The sequence below is a fragment of the Paenibacillus barcinonensis genome (assembly GCF_003217495.1).
Classification (GTDB): Bacteria; Bacillota; Bacilli; order Paenibacillales; family Paenibacillaceae; genus Paenibacillus; species Paenibacillus barcinonensis.
Genome location: NZ_QJSW01000045.1, coordinates 1 through 5,990, shown reverse-complemented (window position 1 = coordinate 5,990; position 5,990 = coordinate 1). Strand labels below are relative to the sequence as shown.

4 protein-coding genes are annotated in these 5,990 nt (G+C 44.2%); all 4 read left to right on the top strand.

Annotation, left to right across the window (positions count from 1 at the left end; all coding sequences use genetic code 11):
- Positions 1-1,071: 1,071 nt before the first annotated feature.
- The 4 genes from DFQ00_RS28360 (at position 1,072) to DFQ00_RS28345 (ending at position 5,761) form a co-directional block, all read left to right on the top strand.
- Positions 1,072-3,114: a B12-binding domain-containing radical SAM protein gene (locus DFQ00_RS28360; protein WP_110899737.1), complete on the top strand. Its 2,043-nt coding sequence runs from the start codon at positions 1,072-1,074 to the stop codon at positions 3,112-3,114.
- A 128-nt stretch (positions 3,115-3,242) separates the two neighbouring features.
- Positions 3,243-4,352 (top strand): tyrosine-type recombinase/integrase, encoded by a 1,110-nt coding sequence (locus DFQ00_RS28355; RefSeq protein WP_279630443.1) that lies wholly within the window; start codon positions 3,243-3,245, stop codon positions 4,350-4,352.
- Positions 4,353-4,532: 180 nt separating this feature from the next.
- Positions 4,533-4,964, top strand: coding sequence for a hypothetical protein (locus tag DFQ00_RS28350; protein WP_110899736.1), 432 nt, complete (start codon positions 4,533-4,535; stop codon positions 4,962-4,964).
- Positions 4,965-5,146: 182 nt separating this feature from the next.
- A complete protein-coding gene (locus DFQ00_RS28345; protein ID WP_110899735.1) occupies positions 5,147-5,761 on the top strand; it encodes a hypothetical protein in 615 nt (204 codons plus the stop codon).
- The last annotated feature ends 229 nt before the right edge of the window (positions 5,762-5,990 follow it).

Below are 5,990 nucleotides of genomic sequence, written 5' to 3'. Positions count from 1 at the left end.
CGTCGCTCGCATATGGACCCCCGCGCTTAGGGCTTCGGGCTAAATTGCATCATTTTTGTGTTGGGCTTGACTAAAACGTTCATAGCAACGATCTCCAGGAAGCTTATTTCATTCAAAAGCCTGAAAAATGAGCCTGATCAAGCTGATTTCAGCAGAATAGCGTCTCTGGGGATCGTTAGAATTTTTCAAAGCCCGAATATGCCGAAATAAGGCTTCTCCTGATCGTTAGCGCTCAAAGTAGAGGGTGGCGTACATTAGCCACAGGCGATGGGGGATATTTCCTAATGAGCCTGAATGGATGAGCATATCAGAATGGATTATTTACATTCTTTAGTTCAATTTATATAGCTCAGATTAGGGACGGACTCAAAAAGTAATACATGTATCTCATGAGATGTGTACTTGCAGAGTAGACAAAATGGGCAAGAATGTCTTCTAAAGGGTGGACATGGAGGTTAAACGTTGCTAATGAGCACTGGCGCAATATATAGTAATTCTGATGTGGTCGGGTCTATATATTGTGTTTATATCCGGACGGAGAGTATATGTGTTTTTAAAAGAGGTGTCCACTCTTTGGAAGACAAATTGAGGATTTGTTTATGAGACATGGACGGTTATAGCATAGGGACTAGTTAATAGAGCTTGTTTTTAGTCGGGCGAAGAGTGTGTGTTTTTTAAAAGAGGTGTCCACTCTTTGGAAGACAAATTGAGGATTGGTTTATGAGACGCGGACGGTTATAGCATAGGGACTGGTTAATAGAGCTTGTTTTTAGTCAGGCGAAGAGTATGTGTTTTTCAAAGAGGTGTCCACTCTTTGGAAGACAATTGAGGATTGGTTTATGAGACGCGGACGGTTAGCACGGACTGGTTAATAGAGCTTGTTAATAGGTCCTGCGCGTGTACTCGCGCGGATGCTTGGTGTGGTTTTGGTTTTGTGCAAGTGTGGTCAAAGATAAGGCTCAGACTTGCATTAGAGTTTTGTCTGAACAGCATCCGGGGCGGGATGGCTGTGGAGCTTTACTTTTCCCCAAAAAATATATGGTCTGGGTGTCCAGGCAAAGGTTGTGAACCATGAAGGTAATTTTATCGACTTTGAATGCAAAGTATATCCATACCTCGCTCGCGCTGCGTTGCTTGAAGGCGTACAGTGAGAAGGATTTTGATATTGAGCTGGCGGAGTATACGATCAAGGACCCAGTCATGAATATTGTGTCCGATCTATACCAGCGCGGGGCGGATGTGATTGGGTTCTCATGTTACATCTGGAACATTGAAGAGACAATCAAGGTGATTGATAATTTGAAAAAGGTTATGCCTGACGTGAAAATTTTGCTGGGCGGGCCTGAGGTGTCCTATGACACTGAATACTGGATGAACCGAATTCCCAATGTGGATTTCATCGTTATGGGTGAAGGGGAAGAGACACTGCATCAGCTACTTACGGAGCTGGAGGGCAGTAAGAAGTTCCATTTTGTCTATGGACTGGCGTATCGCAAAGGGGAAGAAGTTATTCTCATGCCAGGCCGCCCGAAGGCCGATCTGAATGATCTGCCGTCGCCACATCGCTTTGAAGAGGATATTCCTGATCTCGGGAAGCGGGTTGTTTATTTTGAGACCAGCCGGGGTTGTCCGTTTAGTTGTCAGTTCTGTCTTTCCAGTATCGAGGTCGGTGTGCGGTATTACGATATCGAGCGAACGAAGTCGGACATTCTGTACCTGATCGAGAAGGGTGCGAAGCTGATCAAGTTTGTGGATCGTACGTTTAACATTAAACGGGATTATGCGATGGAGATGTTTAAGTTTTTGATCGAAAACCATCAGGGCACGGTGTTTCAGTTTGAGATTACGGCTGATATCATGCGTCCTGAGGTGCTGGATTATCTGGCAGAGAATGCGCCTCCGGGCACGTTCCGTTTTGAAATCGGGGTACAGTCCACGAATGATCCGACCAATGAACTGGTGAAGCGTCGTCAGAATTTTGCCAAGCTCAGCCGCACAGTGAACAAGGTCAAAGCCAGCGGCAAGATCGACCAGCATTTGGATCTGATCGCGGGGTTGCCAGAGGAAGATTATAATACGTTCCGCAAGACGTTTAACGATGTATTTGCTTTGGGGCCAGAAGAGCTACAGCTCGGGTTCCTCAAAATGCTGCGCGGTACGGGCCTGCGTCTGGATGCAGAGAAGTACAATTATACGTACATGGATCACGCGCCGTATGAAATTTTGGGCAGTGACGTGTTGCCGTTCAGCGACATCGTGCGCCTCAAACGTCTGGAGGATGTGCTGGAGAAATACTGGAACGCACACCGGATGGATCATACGCTGAAGTATTTGATGGAGCAGGAGTTTGATTCGCCGTTTGATTTCTTCCAGGCGTTTGGCGATTACTGGGAGGGTCAGGGCTGGCAGAAGATCGGACATCAGCTGGAGGATTTGTTTACTCGTCTGTACAGCTTCCTGGAGTCACGGAACACACCACACATGGATATTGTGCTTGGTCTGATGAAGCTGGATTATTTCCTCGGTCACAAGTACAAGCCGCGTAAGATCTGGTGGGACGATGTGCTTCAGAAGGATCAATGGGCGGGTTATATGAAAATGTTGGCTGAACGTCCAGAGGACGTTCGATTGCCGCGTGTTGCCGGTGCCTCTGGCTCGGCATGGATGGAAAGCAGCGGCGCAAGTGCAGCGGCCGCTGCGGGAACTTCGGCGGCTGCCGGAGAGCACACTGCCGCGAATGCGGCGGGTGTAATCGGCAGCCATGCCGGGGATGCAGCGTCGCTTGCAGCGCGCGACGCGGCTCCGTCCGCCGCGGATGGAGCGGCGGACATGGGGCACGGCAACGCTTCGCGTGCGTTGCCGATGACCTCGGCCATGACCGCACAGACGGTCATGGGTGCCCGTGCTTTCGCCGATCTGGGACTCGGCGAAAAGGAACTGCAGAAGCACGCCGTACTGGACGTGCTTCCGTTCCGGCTTGAGCGTGTGCTAGCTGGCGCCAGCCCGCTTGCCGCGAAAGGCCAAACGCTGCTGGTTGTCGTATACCAGCAGCATGAAGACCAGCAAGCGCAGTATTACACGCTGCCGCTGGGAGAAGAAGCCGCTGCCATGTAGGTGCAGCGCATATTTCCGAAAGCATCGGAAGATCATTGGATTCCCTTAGGGGAAGAAGATGATCTTCTTTTTTATTTTCCAAATCCAATAGAATTCATATATCCAATTGAGCTGAAGGAGAATGTTGTATGAACAATCGAACAGAAGCTGCCATCATACTAACCAAAGGTTCTACTGATACATTATATGTGCAAATTCCATATAATACGGTGCATATTCAGCATATTCGTCAGGTAACAGGAAGAAGGTGGGAGTCTGATACAAAACGCTGGATCATCCCCTACTCAAACGCATCTCTTGAGGAGTTTACAAAGCATTTTGATGCGCTAGATGTAGAGATTTCCCCGGAGTTGTGGGTAGAGAGCGACTTGTTGAGAAGCTGGAAGTTAAGTGGAGAGCAAACACAATGGAAAAGAGATGAGTTGCAGCAAGCTCTGAGGTTGAGAGGATATAGTCGCAAAACGATGAAAGCATACTGTAATCAGATTGAACGATTTGTGGCCAGTCTTCCTCAAGTTAAAACAGAAATCAGTGAATCTCATGTTCAGACATATTGTTTGAGTTTGCTTGAGCGAGGAATTTCCCATTCAAGTGTGAATCAGACAATTAGTGCAATCCGATTCTATTGTAAACATGTTCTTCATCATCCTGCCGAGTTTCAATATATACGTCCTAAAAAACAGACCAAGTTGCCCAATGTTTTGTCTGAAAAAGAAGTTACCCAATTGCTTAAAGCTGTGACTAATCTCAAGCATAAGACGATTCTTTATCTAACCTATTCCGCAGGACTTCGTGTAGGTGAAGTCGTTCGTCTACGCTATAGCGATCTGGATATTGAGCGTCAGAGCATTATCGTAAGGCAGGGAAAAGGTCAGAAGGATCGGAGAACGCTTCTTTCTAATCTTGCTTGGAACATGGTGCAGAAATACATTGCAGCGTATCGACCTGATCGCTGGCTATTTCCGGGAAAAACCTCGGATCGACATCTTACGGAGCGCAGCGTACAAAAGGTTTTTGAAGAGGCTAGACTAAAGGCTGGTATTGTAAAAAAATGTAGCATCCATGCTTTGCGGCATTCTTTCGCCACGCATTTGCTCGAAAACGGAACAGACCTGCGCTATATTCAAGAGCTTCTTGGTCATACGAGTGCACAAACAACGCAACGATATACGCATGTCAGCACGAAAAATATTCAGCGTATTCAAAGCCCGCTGGATCGTATGGATATGGGAGATTGAATATCTCAAACATCTCCCTTTTTCACCAAATTTTTCTTCGCAAATACCACCCCATAGGTTATCATATACGTAGTTCAAAAATTACTACGGACGTGTGGTATTTACGAAGTACATAAATTAGATGTTATCAGAAATCTACACAAAGAAATGTCATCCATCTCATAAGGGAGAATAAAGACATTGAATCTAGAAGATCAGAAAGTGCTATTTAACATTTTCCATGATGGAACCCTATTTGAAATCATTGAAGATGATGGAGATTATTTAATTACGATTGAAATCCAGTACTTAGCTGAACGAGTCAAAGTAGTATTTGATTTATTTCATATTCAATTGAGAAAACCCAATGGAATTTTCTTTAAAGATAGCGAGTCAGATCGTGTTGTAGACGATGTGAGTAAGATTAAGGAAATGGAATTAGAAATCTTGCATACAGAGTTGAAAGAAGAGAGAATAAGCATTTTTTGTGGGAATGAAGAAAATAATAATTATGGTTTTTTGATGATTGAAGCAGAAGATATTCAAATCTTTGATCAAGAGCATAAGGATTTAGAACTGAACGAACTCAAAAAAATGACTCAAGACTATTGGAACGAATTTAAACAGGATTAGTAACATTCAAAGAATGAAAGTTAATTCAATGAAGATGTAGACATCTGATAACATAATATTCACGCTGCGGACATTCGTCCTTGATCCGGCATTCGCCGGATACCCGACATACGTCGGGTCGTGAATACAGGAACGTTATAAGAAAGTCAGACAAAACACATAGAAATGACAGGAGACAGACCATGCAAATATTAATTGGTCAACCCCAATTAGAATCAGGCTTAAAGCAACTTGAGACAGACATAAGGAATAATCAAGATCTAATTGATCTTGTTATCTATCCAGAAGGTTACTTAAACCAAAACGTGGAAGAAGCTTGTCTATTGGCACAAGCCTACAAGGTAACAATTATTTCAGGTCATAAGAAACCTAAAGATAGAGCAATCATAATAAGTCGTTCAGGTGAGATTAAGCTAGATCGGGCTAAATATGATTCGTCTCCAATTGTTGAAGTTGAAGAGGTTCATATTGGTTTTATACTTTGTGATGAATTGGTTCTTCAAGGACAGGGAAAAGTTCAAGGGAAAGAACTAGACCTGATTGTTCACCCAATAGGAGTAGGAATGTTCAGTGAAGAACAGTTTGAGGAATGGATCAAAGAAGCAAAGAAGATAGCTGTGCAAAGTAAATCGATGGTGATTGGAACCAGTCATGCGAATGGAGCTTTTAAAAATAGTGAAATATCCATTCCAATCGCCTACTGTATCGATCAAAACGGTCAAGAAAAATTTATATTAAAGAATGATACAAGAACAATAATATATGATACCCAAGCAGACACAATTAAATATGCGTAACAGAAAGATCGACTAGTATTTCGAAGAAGGCCTGACCATCTTATAACATAACATTCACGCTGCGGACATACGTCCTGGGTTCGGCATACGCCGAACACCCGACATGCGTCGGGTCGTGAATGCAGGAACGTTATGAGAAATCATCGTGATATAATCAAGGCAAAAGAGAATAAGGCAGGCGAGACTAATTCATGGATGATTTTACGAAGAAGCGGATTATGAAGATTAT

Bases quoted from the DNA above. Each gene is read 5' to 3' on its own strand.
- DFQ00_RS28345 (WP_110899735.1), top strand. From the start codon at position 5,147: ATGCAAATATTAATTGGTCAACCCCAATTAGAATCAGGCTTAAAGCAA.
- DFQ00_RS28360 (WP_110899737.1), top strand. From the start codon at position 1,072: ATGAAGGTAATTTTATCGACTTTGAATGCAAAGTATATCCATACCTCG.
- DFQ00_RS28355 (WP_279630443.1), top strand. From the start codon at position 3,243: ATGAACAATCGAACAGAAGCTGCCATCATACTAACCAAAGGTTCTACT.